The sequence below is a fragment of the Aquipuribacter sp. SD81 genome, assembly GCF_037153975.1.
In the GTDB taxonomy this organism is placed as follows: domain Bacteria; phylum Actinomycetota; class Actinomycetes; order Actinomycetales; family JBBAYJ01; genus Aquipuribacter.
Genome location: NZ_JBBAYJ010000006.1, coordinates 89072 through 106138, shown reverse-complemented (window position 1 = coordinate 106138; position 17067 = coordinate 89072). Strand labels below are relative to the sequence as shown.

Annotated in this window: 12 protein-coding genes and 1 pseudogene; 4 read left to right on the top strand and 9 right to left on the bottom strand. The window is 73.6% G+C overall.

Features of this window, described 5'->3' with window-relative positions; all coding sequences use genetic code 11:
- Positions 1–40: 40 nt before the first annotated feature.
- Positions 41–844, bottom strand: coding sequence for an SDR family NAD(P)-dependent oxidoreductase (locus WAA21_RS05295; RefSeq protein ID WP_336921722.1), 804 nt, complete (start codon positions 842–844; stop codon positions 41–43).
- A gap of 45 nt (positions 845–889) precedes the next feature.
- On the opposite strand from WAA21_RS05295, the gene WAA21_RS05290 reads away from it, so the two are divergent.
- The gene (locus WAA21_RS05290; protein WP_336921721.1) at positions 890–1696 is read left to right on the top strand and encodes an exodeoxyribonuclease III; all 807 of its coding nucleotides are present in this window, start codon (positions 890–892) and stop codon (positions 1694–1696) included.
- On the top strand, positions 1689–2663 hold the full coding sequence (locus tag WAA21_RS05285; RefSeq protein WP_336921720.1) for a DUF368 domain-containing protein: 975 nt from the start codon (positions 1689–1691) through the stop codon (positions 2661–2663). The genes WAA21_RS05290 and WAA21_RS05285 overlap by 8 nt, the downstream gene beginning before the upstream one ends.
- 257 nt (positions 2664–2920) lie before the next feature.
- Here the strand turns inward: WAA21_RS05285 and WAA21_RS05280 are convergent, their stop codons facing one another.
- The 3 genes and pseudogenes from WAA21_RS05280 to clpB all read right to left on the bottom strand — a co-directional run bounded on the left by WAA21_RS05280 (position 2921) and on the right by clpB (position 8873).
- A complete protein-coding gene (locus tag WAA21_RS05280) occupies positions 2921–4519 on the bottom strand; it encodes a M28 family metallopeptidase (protein WP_336921719.1) in 1599 nt (532 codons plus the stop codon).
- A gap of 113 nt (positions 4520–4632) precedes the next feature.
- Positions 4633–6096: pseudogene (locus WAA21_RS05275) on the bottom strand (sugar porter family MFS transporter).
- A 170-nt stretch (positions 6097–6266) separates the two neighbouring features.
- Entirely contained in the window at positions 6267–8873 is a 2607-nt protein-coding gene (clpB, locus tag WAA21_RS05270; RefSeq protein WP_336921718.1) for an ATP-dependent chaperone ClpB, read from the bottom strand.
- A gap of 222 nt (positions 8874–9095) precedes the next feature.
- On the opposite strand from clpB, the gene WAA21_RS05265 reads away from it, so the two are divergent.
- Complete coding sequence (locus WAA21_RS05265; protein ID WP_336921784.1) at positions 9096–9836, top strand: HAD-IIA family hydrolase; 741 nt, start codon at positions 9096–9098, stop codon at positions 9834–9836.
- Positions 9837–9944: 108 nt separating this feature from the next.
- Positions 9945–11489, top strand: a complete 1545-nt coding sequence (locus WAA21_RS05260) for an alanine/glycine:cation symporter family protein (RefSeq protein ID WP_336921717.1) — start codon at positions 9945–9947, stop codon at positions 11487–11489.
- Positions 11490–11638: 149 nt separating this feature from the next.
- Here the strand turns inward: WAA21_RS05260 and WAA21_RS05255 are convergent, their stop codons facing one another.
- The 5 genes from WAA21_RS05255 to dnaK all read right to left on the bottom strand — a co-directional run bounded on the left by WAA21_RS05255 (position 11639) and on the right by dnaK (position 16985).
- Entirely contained in the window at positions 11639–12070 is a 432-nt protein-coding gene (locus WAA21_RS05255) for a heat shock protein transcriptional repressor HspR (RefSeq protein WP_336921716.1), read from the bottom strand.
- The gene (locus WAA21_RS05250) at positions 12067–13122 is read right to left on the bottom strand and encodes a DnaJ C-terminal domain-containing protein (RefSeq protein ID WP_336921715.1); all 1056 of its coding nucleotides are present in this window, start codon (positions 13120–13122) and stop codon (positions 12067–12069) included. Before WAA21_RS05250 ends, WAA21_RS05255 begins: the two co-directional genes overlap by 4 nt.
- A 62-nt stretch (positions 13123–13184) precedes the next feature.
- Positions 13185–14408: an EAL and HDOD domain-containing protein gene (locus WAA21_RS05245; protein ID WP_336921714.1), complete on the bottom strand. Its 1224-nt coding sequence runs from the start codon at positions 14406–14408 to the stop codon at positions 13185–13187.
- A gap of 43 nt (positions 14409–14451) precedes the next feature.
- The gene (gene grpE, locus WAA21_RS05240; RefSeq protein ID WP_336921713.1) at positions 14452–15111 is read right to left on the bottom strand and encodes a nucleotide exchange factor GrpE; all 660 of its coding nucleotides are present in this window, start codon (positions 15109–15111) and stop codon (positions 14452–14454) included.
- On the bottom strand, positions 15108–16985 hold the full coding sequence (dnaK, locus tag WAA21_RS05235; protein ID WP_336921712.1) for a molecular chaperone DnaK: 1878 nt from the start codon (positions 16983–16985) through the stop codon (positions 15108–15110). The genes grpE and dnaK overlap by 4 nt, the downstream gene beginning before the upstream one ends.
- Positions 16986–17067 lie beyond the last annotated feature (82 nt).

Below are 17067 nucleotides of genomic sequence, written 5' to 3'. Positions count from 1 at the left end.
GGGTCCGGGGCGGGCGGGCGGTGGGTGAGCCGGCCGGTGCTCAGTCGTGCCGGCTCGTGCCGGTGCGCCTGCGCCCCGCCGAGAGCAGGCGCGCACGGTAGCCGCCCGGCGGGAGCAGGGCGAGCAGGGCGACGAGCGCTGTGTAGCGTCGGCTCGGCACGCTGAGCACCCGCCCGCGCCGGACGTCGGCGAGGCAGTCCTCGACGAGGTCGTCGCTGTCGAGCCACCAGCCGGAGGTGCGGGCGCCGACGTCCATCCCCGCGCGGCTGTGGAACTCGGTGCGCACGAAGCCGGGGCACAGCGCGGTCGCCGTGACGCCCGTGCCGCGCAGGGTCGCGGCGAGGTGCTCGGTGAACGACGTGCACCACGCCTTGGCGGCGGAGTAGCTGCCCATCGGCCCGAAGCCGGCGACCGAGCTCACGTTGACGACGGCGCCGCGGCCGCGTGCGACCATCCCCGGCGCCGCGGCGTGGCACAGCACGAGGACCGCGGTCGCGAGCACGTCGAGCTGCCGGAGCTCGGCGTCGAGGTCGCCGCCCACGAAGCGCTGGTTGACCCCCAGCCCCGCGTTGTTGACGAGGAGGTCGACGGGCCGCTCGTCGTCGCGCAGCCGCTCCGCCACGCGGAGCACGTCCTCGCGCCGGGACAGGTCCGCGGGCAGCACCTCGCACGCGACCTCGTGGCGGGCGGCGAGCGAGGCGGCGAGCGCGTCGAGACGGCCCCGGTCGCGGGAGACGAGCACGAGGTCGTGCCCCTCGGCGGCGAGCCGCCGCGCGAAGGACTCGCCGATGCCGGAGGTGGGCCCCGTCACCAGGGCCACGGGCCGTCGGTCGGGTGCAGGCACGACGGGCAGCGTATCGCCGTCCCCGGCGTGGCCTACCGTGGCGCCGTGCGGGTCGCCACGTGGAACGTCAACTCCCTCCGGTCCCGGCTCGAGCGGGTGATCGAGTGGCTGCAGACGTCCGGCACCGACGTGTGCGCGCTGCAGGAGACCAAGGTCGCCGACGACAAGTTCCCCGTCATGGCCTTCGAGGCCGCCGGGTACGAGGTCGCCTTCCACGGGCTCAACCAGTGGAACGGCGTGGCGATCGCCTCCCGGGTCGGGCTCGCCGACGTGTCGGTCGGGTTCCCCGGCGTGCCGGGCTTCGGCGACCCGACCGCCGCGGAGGCGCGTGCCCTCGGCGCGACGTGCGGCGGGGTGCGGCTGTGGAGCCTGTACGTGCCGAACGGGCGGTCCGTCGACGACCCGCACTACGCGTACAAGCTCGAGTGGCTGCGCGCGCTGCGGGCGGCCGCGACCGACGAGCTCGCCGCCCACCCGGACCGGCCCCTCGCCCTCGTCGGCGACTGGAACATCGCGCCGACCGACGACGACGTGTGGGACCCGGCCGTCTTCGTCGGCTCGACGCACGTCACGGAGCCGGAGCGCGCCGCCCTGCGGGCCTTCACCGACGACGGCTTCACCGACGTCGTCCTGCCGCGGACGGGCCCCGGCGTGTTCTCGTACTGGGACTACCAGCAGCTCGCGTTCCCCAAGAAGCGCGGCATGCGGATCGACCTCGTGCTCGGCAACGACGCCTTCGCCTCCCGGGTCACCGACGCCCGCGTCGACCGGGAGCAGCGCAAACCCAAGGGGTCGACGACCGGGCAGGGCCCGAGCGACCACGCCCCCGTGGTGGTGGACCTCGATGTCTGAGCCGCGGACGCGTCCCGACCCCGCCGCGCGCGGCGGCCGGACCGACCTGTCGTACCCGGCGCGGCTGCCGGGGTACCTGCTCGGCGGCGGGCTCGTCGGGGCGGCCGAGGTGGTGCCGGGTGTCTCCGGCGGGACGCTGGCGCTCGTCGTGGGGCTGTACGACCGGCTCATCACCGGCGCCGACCACGTGGTCCGCGCCGTCCTCGCGCTCGTCCGCGGGCGCACGACGCAGGCGCGCGAGGAGCTCCGGCAGGTGCACTGGTCGGTGCTCCTGCCGGTCGGCGTCGGCATGGTGGCCGCGGTCGTGCTCGGCGCCGCGGTCATCGAGCCGCTGCTCGAGGAGTACCCCGTCGGCATGCGGGCGCTGTTCTTCGGCTTCATCGCCGCGTCCGTCCTCGTGCCGCTGCGCATGGCGGGCGGGGCCCGTGGCGTGCGCGACTGGGCGGTCCTCGTCGCCGCCGCGATCGCCGCGGCGCTCCTGACCGGGCTCCCCCCCTCGGGGGTGAGCGACCCGTTCCTGCCGCTGGTGGCGCTCGCCGCGGCCGTCGCGGTGTGCGCGCTCGTGCTGCCCGGGGTCAGCGGCTCGTTCTTCCTGCTGAGCGTGGGGCTGTACGACCGCACGATCTCGGCGGTCAACGACCGCGACGTCGCGTACCTCGGTGTCTTCGCCCTCGGCGCCATGCTCGGCCTCGCGAGCTTCGTGCGCGTCGTGCGCTGGCTGCTCGCCCGGCACCGGCACGTCACGCTGCTCGCGATGGCCGGGCTCATGGTCGGCTCGTTGCGCGCGCTGTGGCCGTGGCAGACCGAGGACCGCGGCCTGCTCGGTCCCGCCGACGGGGCCGGCGGCGTGCTGGGGGTCGTCGCCATCGCGGTCGGGGGCGCTGTCGTCGTTCTCGCGCTCACCGCCCTCGACGCCCGGCTGAGCCGTCAGGCCGACCGCGCGGCGCTCGACGACCCCGTGCGGTAGGACCGACCGGGCGTCGGCGACCGGACGTGCTCGGCGACGCCGGCGCGATCGAGCTGCCCGCGCGACGGGTGTGCCCCCACTGTGCCCCCACCGCAGCGCAGGGGGTGCCGACCCGGGGGTGACCGGTCACGCGGAGCTGGTGATCGGTCCGCCGTCCGGTGACCACCGGAGCCCGTCCGAACGAGCCGGACGACGCAGCAGGGCCCGCGAGCTGTGCTCGCGGGCCCTGCCGGGTGGTGCTCACATCGGGTGACGCCTCAGGAGGCGTCGCCCTCGTGGTCGTGGCTGTGGTCGTGGCCGCCGCCACCGGAGCCCTCGACGAACGAGAACTGCGGGCCGTCGACCTCGGTCGGCACCGAGAACTTGCCGGGGATCTTGACGCCGCTCACGCCGTTGACGCCCTCCGTGGAGGCCGCGTACGTGAGGACCGCGTACGCGATCGCGCCGGTGTTGACCTCGAGCGCCTCGAGGGACACGTTGTCGATCGTGTCGCAGGCGAGGTGGTAGCACGGGTCGAACTGCTCACCCGCGGTGCCGCCCCAGATGTCCTCCTGCTCCTCGGTCTTGATGACCTCGGCGCCGGTGAACAGACCACCGGAGGGGATGCCGTTCTCGATGAAGGCCTGGTAGTCGCTGCGACCGCTGAACTCGGAGTCGTCGTACGGCGCCCCGGCCAGCGTGAAGTACTCCTCGAGGGTCTGCTCGATGTCCTCGGAGCCCTCGGGCACGACGACCGGCGCCTCGAAGCTCGACTCGTTGGCGTCGTAGACGCCGAGGTAGTAGTTCGGCGAGCCGATCATGTCGAAGTTGAGGTAGAGCGCGATGTCGTCGAGCTCCTCCTCGCTGCGCTGCTCGACCCACTCGGTGGAGCCGATGAGACCGAGCTCCTCCGCACCCCACCACGCGAAGCGGATGGTGTTGTTCGGCTTGGACTTCGACAGCTGCTGCGCGAGCTCCAGCAGCGCCGCGGAGCCGCTGCCGTTGTCGTTGATGCCCGGGCCGGCCGGGACGGAGTCGAGGTGCGCGCCGGCCATGACGACGTTGTCGTCCGTCTTGCCGGCGAGCTCGCCGATGACGTTGTAGGACTCGGCGTCGTAGAAGTCGACGACGAGGCGCGCGGTCGAGCCCGCCTGGGCGAGCGCCTCGCCGGCGGCGAAGGTCGTGCCGACGACGGGGATGTCGACGATGTCGTCGCCGCCCAGCGTCGGGTTGATCGCGTTGTTGCGGTCGACGGCGTCGGTGTCGCCCTGGTTGAAGATGATGACGCCGGCGGCACCCGCGGCCTCGGCGTTGAGCGCCTTGATCGCGAACGAGCACGACCCGCGCTGCACGAGCGCGATCGAGCCGACGGGGAAGCCCGCGAAGTCGGACGCCTCGCAGCCGCTGGAGTTGGCCCGCGGCGGCGTGAGGTTGATGTCGACCGGCACGACGTCGGCGGTGACGTCGCCCTCGCCGGTGCCGGTCGCGTCGTTCGCCGGGTAGCCGGCCGTCACCGGGCTCAGCTGGTCCAGCGACACCTCGGCGGCGGCGTAGGTGAACGGCACGACCTCGGCGGTCCAGCCGGCGTCCTCCAGCGTCTCGACGACGTAGTCGACGCTCGCGTCGTAGCCGGGCGTCTCCGACGCGCGGTTGTCGTCGTTGGCGTCGGCGATGGCCTGCAGCGCCTCCAGGTGCTCGACGACGCCCTCGACGCGGACGCACTCCAGCAGCTTGGAGTACGTGTTGTTCGTGCGCGTGTCGCAGGCCTGCTGGGCAGGAGCGGCCTGCGCCGGCAGCACCGCGACGGTCGCGGCGACCAGCGACCCCGCGGCGGCGGCGACGGTGCCGGCGCGCAGGGCAGTAGTACGTGGACGCATGAGATCCCTCTCGTTTCGATGTCCCCCGACCGGCGAAACGTAGTCGAGGACGGGCGAGAGGTGAAGGCTTTGCGACCGTCCGTTACCTGTGCGACATGCGCCCTGACGCATGGTCACACCCGCGCGGGCTCCCTGGCCCGTCGTGTGCCACCCGTCATGTCCTCGAGCTCCTGGCCCTTCGTCTCGCGCACGAAGCCGAGGACGAACAGGCCGGACAGCAGCGCGAAGGCCGCGTAGCCGCCGTAGGTGAGAGCGAGGCCCGCGTTCTCCGACAGCCACGGGAAGGTCGTGCTGACGGCGAAGTTCGCCAGCCACTGTGCGGCCGCCGCCACGGCGAGGGCCGGTGCCCGCAGCCGGTTGGGGAACATCTCGCCGAGGAGCACCCACACGACGGGACCCCACGACACGCCGAACCCGACGACGAACACGTTGGCGGCCACGAGCGCCACGGTCGAGTAGGGGTCGGGCAGGGAGACGTCCTCGCCGCTTCCGGTCGACTGCGAGAAGCAGATGGCCATGGTCGCGAGGGCGAGGGTCATGGCGGTCGAGCCGATGAGCAGCAGCGGGCGCCGGCCGATGCGGTCGACCAGCAGGATCGCGACGACCGTCACGAGCACGTTGGTGACGGACGTGATGACGGTGACGGTGAGGGCGTCGGACTCCTCGAAGCCGACGGAGCGCCACAGCGTCGTGGAGTAGTAGAAGATCACGTTGATGCCCACGAGCTGCTGGAACAGCGACAGGGCGATGCCGACCCACACGATGGGCTTCAGCCCCGCGGCGTCGCCGACGAGGTTGCGCAGCCCGACGAGCTTCTCCCCCTTGAGGGAGTTCTTGATGGCCTCGATCCGCTCGCGCGCGCTCTCACGGCTCATGAGCCGCACGAGCACGTCGCGGGCGCGCGTGTCCTCGCCCTGCGCCACGAGGTAGCGCGGCGACTCGGGGATGGTGAGGGCGAGGACGCCGTAGGCGATGGCCGGGACGGCCTCGGCGAGGAACATTCAGCGCCAGGCGGCCAGACCGGCCCACAGGTCCTCGGCGGCGCCGCCGGCCGCGCCGGCGAGGAAGGCGTCGGACAGCAGGGCGACGAAGATGCCCGTGACGATCGCGAGCTGCTGCAGCGAGCCGAGGCGCCCGCGGATGCTCGCCGGCGAGATCTCGGCGATGTAGGCGGGCGCGATGACCGACGCCGTGCCGACCCCGAGGCCGCCGACCACGCGCCACACGATGAGGTCGGCGACGCCGAAGGCGAGCCCGGAGCCGATCGCGCTGGCGAGGAACAGCACGGCCGCGATGATCATGACGACCTTGCGACCGAAGCGGTCGGCGAGGCTGCCGGCGAACCACGCCCCGAGCGCGCAGCCGAGGAGCGCGCTGGAGACGGCGAAGCCCGTCAGGCCCGGCGAGAGATCGAAGGCGCCGCTGAGCGCGTCGACCGCGCCGTTGATGACGGCGGTGTCGAAGCCGAACAGGAAGCCGCCGATCGCCGCGACCACCGAGATGAGGACGGCGTTGGCGGTGTGGTGGCTGCCGTCCTCCGCCGCGACCGTCGAGGTCCGCCCCTGGGATGTCGCCATGACCGTCTCCCCCTGCTCGGGGCACCGCGCCGCCGCTCCGCTGCGCCGGGGGTGCTGTGAGCGTCGGGTACCCCCGGCGCTCGCGCGCGAAACCGGCCCGCCGGGCCCCGGGTGCGGTCCCGCCCTGCCCCGGGCCACCCGCACGGGCGCCCCGGGGCAGGAGGGGGAGCTCACACCGTCGTGCGGGCGACCGGCAGGACGCTGAGCCCGGGGGCACCGTCGTCGCCGGTCGTGTCGACCACGACGGTGTCGCCGTCCACCACCTCGCCCGCGAGGAGGGCGCGCGCGAGCCGGTCGCCGATCTCACGCTGCACGAGCCGGCGCAGCGGCCGGGCGCCGTAGGCCGGGTCGTAGCCGGTGAGCGCGAGCCACTCCCGGGCGGCCGGCGTCACGTCCAGCTGCAGCCGGCGCTCGGCGAGCCGGGCGGCGAGCAGGTCGACGTGCAGGTCGACGACGTGGCCGAGCTCCTCCAGGCTGAGCGGGTCGAAGACGACGACCTCGTCGAGCCGGTTGACGAACTCCGGCTTGAACGCCATCCGCACCGCGTCCATGACCGCGCCGCGTCGGTCCTCGCGCGACAGCGACGTGTCCATGAGGGCGGTCGACCCGAGGTTGCTCGTGAGCACGAGGATGACGTTGCGGAAGTCGACCGTCCGGCCCTGCCCGTCCGTCAGCCGGCCGTCGTCGAGCACCTGCAGGAGGACGTCGAAGACCTCGGGGTGGGCCTTCTCGACCTCGTCGAGCAGGACGACGGAGTACGGCCGGCGGCGCACGGCCTCGGTGAGCTGGCCGCCGGACTCGTAGCCGACGTACCCGGGGGGCGCACCGACGAGCCGGGCGACGGAGTGCTTCTCGCCGTACTCGCTCATGTCGATGCGGACCATCGCCCGCTCGTCGTCGAAGAGGAAGTCCGCGAGCGCCTTGGCGAGCTCGGTCTTGCCGACGCCCGTCGGGCCGAGGAACAGGAAGGAACCCGTCGGCCGGTCGGGGTCGGAGATGCCGGCGCGCGAGCGGCGCACGGCGTCGGAGACGGCCCGGACGGCCTCGGCCTGGCCGACGAGGCGGCGGCCGAGCACCTCCTCCATGTGCAGCAGCTTCTCGGTCTCGCCCTCGAGCAGGCGCCCGGTCGGGATGCCCGTCCACGCGGCCACGACCTCGGCCACGTCCTCGGCGGTCACCTTCTCGTTGACCATGCGGTCGGCGGCCTCCGCGGCCGCACCGGCCGACCCGGCCGCCTCGAGCTCCTTGTGCGCGGCCGGGATCTCGCCGTAGAGCAGGCGCGAGGCCGTCTCGAGGTCGCCGTCGCGCTGGGCGCGCTCGGCCTGCACCCGCATCTCCTCGATGCGCTGCGTGAGCTCGCCGACCCGGTTGAGGCCGGCGCGCTCGGACTCCCAGCGGGCGGTCAGCCCGGCCAGCCGCTCCGAGCGGTCGGCGAGGTCGGCGCGCAGCCGCTCGAGCCGCTCGGTCGAGGCGGGGTCGTCCTCACGGGCGAGCGCGAGCTCCTCCATGCGCAGCCGGTCGACGGCCCGCCGCAGCTCGTCGATCTCCACGGGGCTGGAGTCCATCTCCATCCGCAGCCGGCTCGCCGCCTCGTCGACGAGGTCGATCGCCTTGTCCGGCAGCTTGCGAGCGGGGATGTAGCGGTGGCTCAGCACGGCCGCCGCCACGAGCGCGGAGTCCTCGATCTGCACGCGGTGGTGCGCCTCGTAGCGCTCCTTGAGGCCGCGGAGGATCGCGACGGTGTCCTCCGGCGACGGCTCGCCGACGACGACCTGCTGGAACCGGCGCTCCAGCGCCGCGTCCTTCTCGATGCGCTCGCGGTACTCGTCGAGCGTGGTCGCGCCCACGAGGCGCAGCGCGCCGCGGGCGAGCAGCGGCTTGAGCATGTTGCCCGCGTCCATCGCGCCCTCGGCGGCGCCTGCCCCGACCACGGTGTGGAGCTCGTCGATGAAGGTGACGACCTGGCCGTCGGAGGCCTCGATCTCGGCGAGGACGGCCTTGAGCCGCTCCTCGAACTCGCCGCGGTACTTCGCGCCGGCGACCATCGCGCCGAGGTCGAGGGCGACGAGGCGCTTGTCGCGCAGCGACTCCGGCACGTCGCCGTCCACGATGCGCTGCGCGAGCCCCTCGACGACGGCGGTCTTGCCGACGCCGGGCTCGCCGATGAGGACGGGGTTGTTCTTCGTGCGGCGGCTCAGCACCTGCACGACCCGGCGGATCTCCGCGTCGCGGCCGATGACGGGGTCCAGCCGGCCCTCGCGGGCGTCGGCGGTGAGGTCGCGGCCGTACTTCTGCAGCGCGTCGAACGTGCCCTCCGGGTCGGGGCTCGTGACCTTGGCGGCGCCGCGCACCTGCGGCAGCGCGGCGAGCAGGCCGTCGCGGGTGGCGCCCGCGGCGCGCAGCGCCTCACCGGCGGCGCCGGTGTCGGCGGCCACCCCGAGGAGCAGGTGCTCGGTGGACACGAAGGTGTCGTCGAGCGCGCGCATCTCGTCGCCGGCGGCGTTGAGGACCGTGTGCACCCCGCGCGACACGCGCGGCTCGGTCACCGACGAGCCCGTCGCGCTCGGCAGCGCGTCCACGAGCGCCTCGGCCCGGCGCCGCAGCGCGACCGGGTCCGCCCCCGTGGCCGCGAGCAGCGCCCCGGGCACGCCCGCGCTGTCGGCGAGGAGGGCCTGCAGCAGGTGCGCCGGCTCGACGAAGGGGTTGCCGCCGGTGGTCGCCCGGTGGACGGCGGAGGACAGCGCCTCCTGGCTACGGGTGGTGAGCTTCGCGTCCAACGTGTCCTCCTGCAAGACATTGAGCCGGTCGGGCTCAAGTATGTGGGTTGAGCCGAGTCGGGTCAACTTCGGACCCGGTCGGGGCACCGCACGTGCCCCTAGGCTCCTGGCATGGCCGAGCGGCGCGGCACGCGCGAGTCCGAGAGCCCCGAGCGGGCGGGCGACGGGGGACGGGGGGCGCACGACCCCGAGGAGTTCGACTCCCGCGCCTGGCTCACCGACATGGACGGCGTCCTGGCCCGGGAGGGCGAGATGGTCCCCGGCGCGGACCGCTTCCTCGCGGCGCTGCGGGCGGCGGGACGACCGTTCCTCGTGCTGACGAACAACTCCATCTGGACCGCGCGCGACCTGGCCAACCGGCTGCAGCACACCGGCATCGACGTGCGCGAGGAGGAGATCTGGACCTCCGCCCTCGCCACGGCGACGTTCCTCAAGGACCAGGCCGACGGCGCCTCGGTGTACGTCGTGGGCGAGGCGGGGCTCACCTCCGCGCTGCACGACAGCGGCTTCGTCATCACCGACACCAAGCCGGACTACGTGGTCCTCGGCGAGACGCGCACCTACTCCTTCGAGGCCATCACCAGGGCCATCCGGCACATCGGGCAGGGCGCCCGCTTCATCGCGACGAACCCCGACCCCACCGGCCCGTCGCCGGAGGGGCCGCTGCCGGCGTGCGGTGCCGTCATGGAGCTCATCGCCGCGGCGACGGAGCGCCGCCCGTACGTGATCGGCAAGCCGAACCCCGTCATGTTCCGGTACGCGATGAACCTCATCGGCGCACACTCGGAGAGCACGACGATGGTGGGCGACCGCATGGACACCGACGTCGTCGCGGGCATGGAGGCCGGGCTGCGCACCGTCCTGGTCCTCAGCGGCTCCACGCAGGAGCGGGACATCGACCGCTACCCCTACCGGCCGACCCTCGTCCGCGAGTCCGTCGCCGACCTCGTCGACCTCGTGTAGCCCGCGCCGCGCGGCGGGGTGGCCGCCGCGTGTCGAGGTCACTACGGTCGGTCAGTCCCCTGCAGCGCCGGGCAGCGCGGCCCGGTACCCGAACCGGAGGAGCCCCGCATGATCGCTGCCCTGCCCGCCAGCGCCACGCCGGGCCCCATCGAGCGGGTCGAGGACGCCATCGACGGCGCGTTCGCACCCGTGTCGGACGCCGTCAGCACGGTGATCTTCTACCCCGTCAGCCTGGGCGGCGCCGAGTTCCCGTGGATCGTCGCGTGGCTCATCATCGGCGCCGTCGTCTTCACGATCGGGTACCGCTTCATCCAGATCCGTGGCTTCGGGCACGCCGTCGCGCTCGCCCGCGGCACCTACGACGACCCGGACGACCCGGGCGAGGTCACGCACTTCCAGGCCCTCACCGCGGCGGTCTCCGGCACGGTCGGCCTCGGCAACATCGCCGGCGTCGCGGTCGCGGTGTCGATCGGCGGTCCGGGCGCGACGTTCTGGATGATCGTCGCCGGCCTGCTCGGCATGGCGACGAAGTTCGTCGAGTGCACGCTCGGCGTCGCGTTCCGCGAGGAGCACGCGGACGGGACCGTCACCGGCGGGCCCTTCCGCTACCTGCGCGTCGCCTTCGCCAAGCTCAAGGTGCCCGTCCTGCCGCAGGTGCTCGTCGGCGTGTACGCGATCGCGATCCTCGCCTTCGGCATGGCCGGCGGGAACATGTTCCAGGCGAACCAGACCTTCGCCCAGGCCGAGAACGTCACCGGCGGCGCCGACGGCCCGCTCGGCTCCGGCGGCGCCTCGCTCGTGTTCGGCCTCGTGCTCGCGGGCCTCGTGGGTCTCGTCATCATCGGCGGGATCAGGTCGATCGCGAAGGTGACGAGCCGGCTCGTGCCCGCGATGGCGATCGTCTACGTGCTCGCGTGCCTCACCGTCATCGCGTTCAACGCCGGCGCCGTGCCGGACGCGCTCGCCTCGATCGTCACCGGGGCGTTCGACCCCGAGGGCGTCGCCGGCGGCGTGCTCGGCGTGCTCGTGGTCGGCTTCCAGCGCGCGGCGTTCTCCAACGAGGCGGGCCTGGGCTCCGCGGCCATCGCGCACTCCGCCGTGAAGACGAAGCGGCCGGTGACCGAGGGCTACGTCGCCCTGCTCGAGCCCTTCATCGACACCGTCATCATCTGCACGATGACGGCCGTCACCATCGTCGTCGCCTCGCCGCAGTCGTGGCTCGACGCCCGCGCCGCCTACGCGGCGGGCGAGGACCCGAGCCCCGACGGGGTGGTCCTCACCTCCGACGCGTTCGCGACCGTCATCCCGTGGTTCCCGGCCGTGCTCGCGGTCGCCGTGGCGCTGTTCGCGTTCTCGACTCTCATCACGTGGTCGTACTACACGCTCAAGGCCTGGACGACGCTCTTCGGCCGCAGCCGGCTCAGCGAGCTCGTGTTCAAGGTCCTGTACTGCGTCTTCATCGTGCTCGGCGCCGTGCTCACGTTCTCCGACGTGCTGAACTTCGCCGACTCGATGCTGTTCGTCTGCGCGCTGGTCAACATCCTCGGGCTCTACCTCCTCGCCCCCGAGGTGAACCGGATGCTGAGGGACTACGTGGCCGCCCGCCGCAGCGGCGAGGTCGTGCCGGTCAAGGACCGGCAGCCGATGCTCTGAGGCCTGCGCGCGCACGTCGACACGAACGCAGACCTACGCCGCGCACGTCGACACGAACGCAGACTCACGCCGCGCACGTCGACACGAACGCAGACCTACGCCGCGCACGTCGACACGAACGCAGACCTACGCCCGGTACGCGCGGCGGGTCAGGAGCGGTGCTGGGGACGCCAGACGACGAGCGCGGTCGACACCTCGCGCCGACGGGGACGACGGCCGGGCGGCATGGCGACGATGTCGCCGGCCGCGCCGGCGGCGAAGACGCGGTCGGCGGCCTCGCGGGTGCGGCGCAGCTCCTCGCGGGTCGCGGCGAGCTCGTCGCGAAGCCGCTCGACCTCCACCTCCAGCGCCATGATGCGGCGGATGCCCGCGAGGTTGACGCCCTCCTGCTGCGAGAGCCGCTGCACCTCGCGCAGGCGCTCGACGTCGTCGTCGGTGTAGCGCCGTCCGCCGCCGCGGGTGCGGGTGGGCGTGACGAGGCCCTCCCGGTCGTACTGCCGCAGGGTCTGCGGGTGCATGCCGGCGAGCTCGGCCGCCACCGAGATGACGTACGCGCGACGCACGCGCGCGGTCCCGCTCACGAGGCCACCGCCTGCCGGCTCGCCTCCGCCGCGGCGAGGAGGTCGGCGCGCGGGTCGGAGCCCGCCTCGGAGGCCCGGAGGGTCTCGACGGCGGCGCGCGCCTCGGCCGACAGCTTCTGCGGCACGACGACCTGCACGGTGGCGAGCAGGTCGGTCGCGGTGCCCTTGACCACGGGGCCGCGGCCCTTGAGCCGGAAAGTCCGCCCGGACGGCGTGCCGGCGGGGACCTTGAGCCGTGCGACGCCCTCGAGCGTCGGCACGTGCACGGTGTCGCCGAGCGCGGCCTCGGCGAAGGTGACCGGCACGGTGACGCGCAGCGCCGCGCCGTCCCACGAGAAGGCCTCGTCCGCGGCCACCCGGACGGTCACGATGAGGTCGCCCGCACCGCCGGAGCCGCGTGCGCCCTTGCCGCGCACCCGGACCTTCTGCCCGTCGCGCACCCCCTGCGGCAGCCGCGCCCGCACCTGCCGCGAGCCCGCGGCGGGGTCGCCCACCGCGACCTCGACCTCGGTGCCCCGAAGGGCCTGCGCGAGCGTGACGCGCGCGGTCGCGGTGAGGTCGTCGCCGCGGACCGGGCCGCGCGTCGCACCGGGGAAGCCGCCGCCCGGGCCACCGGCGGGCGTGCCGCCGAAGCCCTGCTGGCCGAGCAGGTCCGCGAGCAGGTCGTCGAACTCCTGCGCGCCCTGCCCCGAGCGGCGCGAGCCGTAGCGGGTGCCGCCGCGCGGGGCGCCCGCCCCGCCGAACATGCCGCCGAAGAGGTCCTCGAAGCCGGCCCCGCCTGCCCCGCCGGGACCACCCGCGGTGAAGCGGGCTCCGGAGCGCATGGCGCGGACAGCGTCGTACTGCCGGCGCTTCTCGGGGTCCGACAGCACCGAGTACGCCTCGCCGACGTCCTTGAACCGTCGCTCCGCGGCCGGGTCGCCGGCGTTGGCGTCGGGGTGGTGCGTGCGCGCGAGCCTGCGGTACGCCTTCTTCACCGCGGCGGCGTCCGCGTCCTTGGGCACGCCGAGGACGGCGTAGAAGTCCTTCTCGAGCCAGTCCTGTCCAGTCATGGTGCGGACAGGGTGCGACCCTGAGTCGGGTCGTGTCAAGTTTGGCGGGCGCGGCCGCCGGCTCAGCCGTCGAGGGCGGACGAGGTGCGGACGGCCTCCTTGAGGGCGCCGAGGTAGGCCAGCGACACCTCGAACGGGGTGTAGCCGTTCGACATGACGACCTGCGGCGCGCCCCGCTCGTGCGCGACGACGGCGCGCAGGGCGGACCCCACCTGGCCCGCGCCCTCCAGGACGGCCTCGGCGACGGCGGCGTCGACGCCGCTGGAGCGCAAGGTGTCGGCCGGGTCGGCCCCGAGCACCTCGGCGACGGCCGACAGCAGGCCGGCGGTGTAGGCGATGTCGCGGTGGCCCGGCTCGAGCGCCGCGCAGGCCCCGGCGCGCGCGAGCATCGTGACGACGTTCTCGCGCGGCACCCGCCGCGAGCCGCCCATGACCATGAGCACGACCCAGGCGCTGAGGATGCGCGGCCCGAGCAGCACGACGGCCTGCAGGACCGAGCGGACGGGCCGCCCCACGCCTGCGGGGCTGCTCGCGGTGCGCAGGACGCGCAGCGCGAGACCGGGGTCGGAGGCGACGAGCCGCTCGACCTCCTCGGCCTCGGCCTCGGCGGCGAGCGCGGCCAGCAGCCGGACGCACGCGACCTCCGACGGCGTGAGCGTCGAGGTGCTCACGGTCCGCGGGCGGTCGAGGAGGAACCCCTGGACGAGGTCGGCGCCGGCCGCGAGCGCGAGCTCGAGGTCGAGCTCGCTCTCCACACGCTCGACGAGGACCTGCGCCGTGGGCACGACGGCACGGGCGCGCTCGACGACCTGCAGCAGCCGGCCGGGCGCGAGCAGCGACATGTCGATCTTCACGACGTCGCACAGCGGCAGCAGGGGCTCCCGGGCCGGGTCGCCGTCCCAGTCGTCGGCGGCGATGCGGTAGCCCTGGGCGCGCAGCCGCTCGACGCCCGCGAGCACCTCGTCGTCGACGCCGACGTGCTCGAGCACCTCGACGACCACCCGCTCGGGCACGTCGGGCAGCGGCAGGTCGCCCACGAGGTAGGCGCGGGGGGCGTTGACGAAGAGCGGCAGGCGGCCGGAGATGTCGTCGACGCCGAAGTCGCCGAAGACGGCGCTGAGGACCTGCGCGGTCGCGGCCTCGTGGTCGTGCTCGTCGCGCAGGGAGTCGATCGGGAGCTGCCGGAACAGCAGCTCGTAGCCGACGAGGCCACCGACCCCGCCGCGCTCGATCTCGTGGATGCCCTGACGGCCGACGAGGACCGTGCTCAGGCTGCTGGTGCTCACCGTCACACGGTCCTCGTTCGGCAGAACCGGGCGTGTCTTTACCTCACCGGGGGCTCGCCACCGCCACCCGAGCCGGACGGAGCACCCGTTCACCCGTTCGGTACCCCTTCTGGAGCACCTGGGTGCACGTCGGCTCGTCGACCTCGGTCTGCGAGTCGTGCAGCAGCGCCTCGTGCTGCGCGGGGTCGAACGGCTCGCCGGGCTCGCCGAAGGACTCCAGCCCGAGCCGCTGCAGGGTGGCCGCGAGCTTCTCCGCCACCGAGGCGAAGGGCCCGGTGAGGTCGCCGTGCTGGCGGGCGCCCTCCACGTCGTCGAGCACGGGCAGCAGCGCGAGCAGGACCGCCTCGCGGCCCTCCTGCCCCGCGACCTGCCGGTCCCGCTCCACGCGCCGGCGGTAGTTGACGAAGTCCGCCCGCTCCCGCTGCAGCTCCGACAGCCGCGAGTCGGCGAGCGCGAGGGCGTCGGCGAGGGGGTCCGGCGCGGCGCCCGCGCCGGAGGGGTCCGCGCCGTCGGACCCGCCGTCGGGCAGCCCCTGCTCCGCGCGCGCCGCCTGCTCGTCGGCCGAGGCCACCAGCTCGTCGGTGCCGGGGTGGGCCCCCTCCCCCCGGGGCCCGTCGACGGCCGGGTCGGTGACGGCGTCCGCCGCCTCCGCGAGGTCGTCGGGCTCCGGGGCGGGGACGTCGCTGCCGGGCTGCGAGCTCACCGGCGCTCGTCCTCGTCGACGACCTCGGCGTCCACCACGTCGTCGTCGGAGCCGGCGCCGTCGGCACCGGGGTCACCGGCGTCGCCCGCACCCGCGCCGGCACCCGCCGCGTCGCCGCTCGCGGCGTACATGGCCGCACCGAGCGCCTGGCTGGTCGTCGAGACGCGCTCTACCTTGGCCTTGAGGTCGTCGGCCGGCGTCGCGGGGTCCTCCAGCGCCTTCTTGAGGTCCGCGAGCGCGGTGTCGACCTCGCCGCGCTCGGACTCCGGCAGCTTGTCGGAGTTGTCGGCGAGGAACTTCTCGGTCTGGAAGACGAGCGCCTCGGCCTGGTTGCGGGTCTCGGCCTCCTCGCGGCGGGTGCGGTCCTCCTCCGCGTGCTCCTCGGCCTCGCGCACCATGCGGTCGATCTCGTCCTTCGGCAGCGCGGAGCCGCCGGAGATCGTCATGGACTGCTCCTTGCCCGTGCCGCGGTCCTTCGCGTTGACGTGGACGATGCCGTTCGCGTCGATGTCGAAGGTGACCTCGATCTGCGGCACGCCGCGCGGGGCCGGCGCGATGCCGGTGAGCTCGAAGGTGCCGAGCGGCTTGTTGTGCTGCGCGAGCTCGCGCTCGCCCTGGAACACCTGGATGAGCACCGACGGCTGGTTGTCGTCCGCGGTCGTGAAGACCTCGCTGCGCTTGGTCGGGATCGCGGTGTTGCGCTCGATGAGCTTCGTCATGAGCCCGCCCTTGGTCTCGATGCCGAGCGACAGGGGCGTGACGTCGATGAGGAGGACGTCCTTGCGGTCGCCCTTGAGCACGCCGGCCTGCAGGGCGGCGCCGAGCGCGACGACCTCGTCCGGGTTGACGCCCTTGTTGGGCTCCTTGCCGCCGGTGAGCTGCTTGACGAGCTCGGTGACCGCGGGCATGCGGGTCGAGCCGCCGACGAGGACGACGTGGGCGATCTCGGACACCGACACGCCCGCGTCCTTGATGACGGACTGGAACGGCGCCTTGGTGCGGTCGAGCAGGTGGGAGGTCATCTGCTCGAACTGCGCGCGCGTGAGCTGCTCGTCGAGGTGGACGGGACCGTTCTCCGTCATCGACAGGTACTGCAGCGAGATGCTCGTGCTCGTGGAGCTCGACAGCTCCTTCTTCGCCTGCTCGGCGGCCTCGGACAGCCGCTGCATGGCGATCTTGTCCTTGGACAGGTCCACGCCGGTCGACATCTTCACCTTGCTCAGCAGGTGGTCGACGATCGCGGAGTCCCAGTCGTCGCCGCCGAGGCGGTTGTCGCCCGAGGTGGCGCGGACCTGGATCGTCGAGAAGCCGTCCTCGTCCTTGCCGACCTCGAGGAGGGACACGTCGAAGGTGCCGCCGCCCAGGTCGAAGACGAGGATGTTCTCGTCCTCCTTGCCCTTGTCGAGGCCGTAGGCGAGCGCGGCCGCGGTGGGCTCGTTGATGATGCGGAGCACCGTGAGGCCCGCGACCTCGCCGGCCTCCTTGGTGGCCTGGCGCTCGGCGTCGTTGAAGTACGCCGGCACCGTGATGACGGCGTCGGTCACCGGCTCGCCGAGGTAGGACTCGGCGTCGCGCTTGAGCTTCTGCAGCACGCGCGCGCTGATCTCCTGCGGCGTGTACTTCTTGTCGTCGACGGTCTGCGCCCAGTCGGTGCCCATGTGGCGCTTGACGGACCGGATGGTGCGCTCGACGTTCGTGACGGCCTGGCGCTTGGCGATCTCGCCGACGAGCACCTCGCCGTTCTTGGCGAAGGCGACGACGGACGGCGTGGTGCGCCCGCCCTCGGCGTTCGCGATGACGCTCGGCTCGCCGCCGTCGAGGACGGCGACGACGGAGTTGGTGGTGCCCAGGTCGATGCCGACTGCACGGCCCATGCGGAGTGCTCCTTCGTGGCTGGTGGTGGTGCGTTCCTGCGGTCGAGGTTCTGCCTTGAGCGCTCCGGTGTCAAGTTGGAAG